Below are 3,792 nucleotides of genomic sequence, written 5' to 3'. Positions count from 1 at the left end.
GCGGTGGCCATCACCACCGCCGTGGTCGACCGCGCCCGCCGCCAGCTGTGGCTGCACAGCCGCGTGCTCGACCCCGGCCTGCTGGATGCACCGCCGGTGCTGGAGGCCCTTCGCCGCTTCGCCACCGCCCGCCACGACAAGCAGGTCCGGCTGATCGTCCATGACGCGGCCGCCATCGCCCAGGCCGGCTCGCCCCTGCTGGGCCTGGTCCAGCGCCTGCCCACCGTGTTCCGGGTGCGCCAGGTGACCGACCCGATCGACCGCGCCCTCGCCTCGGCCTGCCTGCTCAACGATGCCGGCGACTACTACTTTCGTCTGAGTGGGCTCCGTTACGACGGTGAAGCCGGGCTCGCCATGCCCGCACGTTCGCGGCCGTTGCAGGACGGTTTGCAGCGCGTATGGGAACGTTCGCGCGATTGCAGCGAGCTGCGCGCGCTCGGCTTCTAGTCCCGCTCCGGGTCCTGAACCTGTCTGGGAATGACACCACGGCCCCGCCACAGGCCCTTCCGGTGCCCCTTCGTGTCCCGATGGGGGTACAATTTGGACCGTTAGATACCGCCCGTGCAGGGCTATTCATCTTCCCTGCCGGATCATCGAAGCCCTACCCCACAAGCGAATCCGACCCTCCATCGTGGACAATCTACTGAAGCAGTTTGCGCAGTCTTCGCAGCTCGCCGGCGGCAACGCCTCCTATATCGAGGATCTGTACGAGCAGTACCTCGTTTCTCCGGACAGTGTCGATCCCAAATGGAAGACCTACTTCGACGGCTTCAAGGGCCGCGAAGCCGGTGACATTCCGCACTCGGCCGTCATTGCCCACATCGCCGACGCCGCCAGAAACGCGGTCAAGGGCGGCGGCAACTCCGGTGCCAGCGACGAGCGCGAGCGCAATGTCGGTCGTCTGATCACCGCGTACCGGTCGCGTGGCCACCTCGATGCCCGCCTCGACCCGCTGGGCTTGGCCCCGGGCGTGAACTCGCCGGACCTGGGCCTGCCGTTCCACAGCCTGACCGAAGGCGACCTCAACGCCGAGTTCAGCACCGGCGGTGTCGGTGGCCAGCCGCGCATGAAGCTGCGCGACCTGCTGGACCGCCTGAAGAAGACCTACACCGGCTCGATCGGTGCGGAATTCATGCACATCTCCGAGGTCGAGCAGCGCCAGTGGATCTACCAGCGCCTGGAACTGGCCGGCGGCAACTACAGCCTCGACGCTGACACCCAGCGCCGCACGCTGGAGCGCCTGACCGCCGCCGAAGGCCTGGAACGCTACCTGCACACCAAGTACGTCGGCCAGAAGCGCTTTTCGTTGGAAGGCGGCGATTCGCTGATCCCGATGATGGACACCATCATCCGTGACGCCGGCAAGGATGGCGTCAAGGACGTGGTGATCGGCATGGCCCACCGCGGCCGCCTCAACGTTCTGGTCAACACGCTCGGCAAGAACCCGCGCAAGCTGTTCGACGAGTTCGAAGGCAAGTTCGAGCACGACGAGCACGCCTCCGCCGGCGACGTGAAGTACCACATGGGCTTCTCCGCCGACGTGGCCACCGACGGTGGCCCGGTCCACCTGGCGCTGGCGTTCAACCCGTCGCACCTGGAAATCGCCGACCCGGTCGTGGCCGGTTCCGTGCGTTCGCGCCAGGAGCGCCGCAAGGACAGCGCCCGCAAGCAGGTGATGCCGATCCTGATCCACGGCGACGCGGCCTTCTCCGGCCAGGGCGTGGTCATGGAACTGTTCCAGATGTCGCAGGCCCGCGGCTTCGCCGTCGGCGGCACCGTGCACATCGTGGTCAACAACCAGGTCGGCTTCACCACCTCCAATCCGCAGGACACCCGCTCGACCCGTTACGCCACCGACGTGGCGAAGATGATCGCCGCGCCGGTGCTGCACGTGAACGGCGACGATCCCGAAGCCGTCGTGTTCGCGGCGAAGCTGGCCTTCGAATTCCGCCAGAAGTTCGCCAAGGACGTGGTCATCGACCTGATGTGCTACCGCCGCTGGGGCCATAACGAGGCCGACGAGCCGGCGATCACCCAGCCGCTGATGTACCAGGTGATCCGCAAGCACCAGACCACCCGCGAGCTGTACGCCGCGCAGCTGGAACAGGCCGGCGTGATCGCCGCCGGTGCCGGCAAGGCGATGGTCGATGCCTATCGCGAAAAGCTGGACGCCGGTGAAGTCACCACCGAACTGGCCCAGGTCGAAAAGACCCCGCCGAGCAGCGCGCTGTTCGTGGATTGGCCCAAGCTGCTGGAAGGCAAGCTGTCCGACCCGGTGTCCACCAAGGTCGACCCGGGCAAGCTGAAGGCGCTGGCCGAGCTGATCAACACCGTGCCGGCCGAAGTGGAACTGCACTCGCGCGTGGCCAAGGTGTATGACGACCGCCGCAAGATGGCCGCCGGCGAAATCCCGGGCGACTGGGGCTTTGCCGAGAACCTGGCCTACGCCACCCTGCTCGACGAAGGCCACGCGCTGCGCCTGGTCGGCCAGGACGTGGGCCGCGGTACGTTCACCCACCGCCACGCCATCCTGCACGACCAGAAGACCGACAACTACTACCTGCCGCTGCGGCAGCTGGTGGATTCGCCGGAGAAGGCCACCATCGTCGATTCGCTGCTCAGCGAAGAGGCCGTCATGGCCTTCGAATACGGCTTCTCCACCACCGATCCCAACACCCTGTGCATCTGGGAAGGCCAGTTCGGCGACTTCGCCAATGGCGCCCAGGTGGTGATCGACCAGTTCATCGCCGCCGGCGAAGCCAAGTGGGGCCGTATCAGTGGCCTGACCCTGCTGCTGCCGCACGGTTACGAAGGGCAAGGCCCGGAACACAGCTCGGCGCGCCTGGAGCGCTTCCTGCAGCTGTGCGCGCTGGAGAACATGCTGGTGGTGGTGCCGTCCACCCCGGCACAGGCCTTCCACATGCTGCGTCGCCAGCTGCACCTGACCACCCGCAAGCCGCTGGTGGTGATGTCGCCCAAGTCGCTGCTGCGCCACAAGCTGGCCGTGTCGAGCCTGGACGAGCTGGCCAATGGCGAGTTCCAGCACCTGATCGGCGACGCCAACGCGGACGCGAAGAAGGTCAAGCGCGTGGTGCTGTGCTCCGGCAAGGTCTACTACGACCTGCTCGAAGACCAGACCAAGCGCGGCCAGGACGACGTGGCCATCATCCGTGTGGAACAGCTGTACCCGTTCCCGCGCGCGCTGCTGGCGGCCGAACTGAAGAAGTACGGCAAGGCCACCGACGTGGTGTGGACGCAGGAAGAACCGCAGAACCAGGGTGCGTGGTACCAGATCCGCCACCACCTGCAGTTCTGCCTGGCCGATGGCCAGAGCCTGCACTACGCCGGTCGCGCCCGTTCGGCCTCCCCGGCTGCCGGTCACATGGCCGACCACATCATCGAACAGCAGAAGCTGGTCGCCGATGCCCTGGTCAACCCGTTCAACGACGCGGTCGCTGAATAACTTTCCCCCATTCTAGAAAAGACAAACTCAGGAAGCTCCCGCATGGCCACCGAAGTCAAAGCCCCGGTACTGCCCGAATCCGTCGCCGACGGCACCATCGCCACCTGGCACAAGAAGGTTGGCGACGCCGTCAAGCGCGACGAAAACCTGCTTGACCTGGAAACCGACAAGGTCGTCCTGGAAGTACCGTCGCCGGTCGATGGCGTGCTGAAGGAAATCAAGTTCGAGGTCGGCGCAACCGTGACCTCGAGCCAGGTCGTGGCGGTGATCGAGGAAGGCGCCGTGGCCGCTGCCCCGGCCCCGGCCGCCGAAGAGAAGAAGGCGGAGGC

The 3,792-nt window shown here is 66.3% G+C and carries 2 protein-coding genes and 1 pseudogene; all 3 read left to right on the top strand.

Annotated features, from left to right (window positions below; all coding sequences use genetic code 11):
- Window positions 1-447: pseudogene (locus RWO33_RS19640) on the top strand (GNAT family N-acetyltransferase); the annotation flags it as partial.
- Between the two features lie 184 nt (window positions 448-631).
- Entirely contained in the window at window positions 632-3,463 is a 2,832-nt protein-coding gene (locus RWO33_RS19635; protein WP_145480270.1) for a 2-oxoglutarate dehydrogenase E1 component, read from the top strand.
- 42 nt (window positions 3,464-3,505) lie between these two features.
- Window positions 3,506-3,792: biotin/lipoyl-containing protein (locus RWO33_RS19630; RefSeq protein WP_314107084.1), on the top strand; the 287-nt coding region annotated here is incomplete at its 3' end.

Origin of the sequence: uncultured Stenotrophomonas sp. (assembly GCF_963519925.1) — a bacterium.
Taxonomy (GTDB): domain Bacteria; phylum Pseudomonadota; class Gammaproteobacteria; order Xanthomonadales; family Xanthomonadaceae; genus Stenotrophomonas; species Stenotrophomonas maltophilia_AE.
Note: the sequence above shows the minus strand (reverse complement) of the source record. Positions and strands in the feature narration are given on the sequence as shown.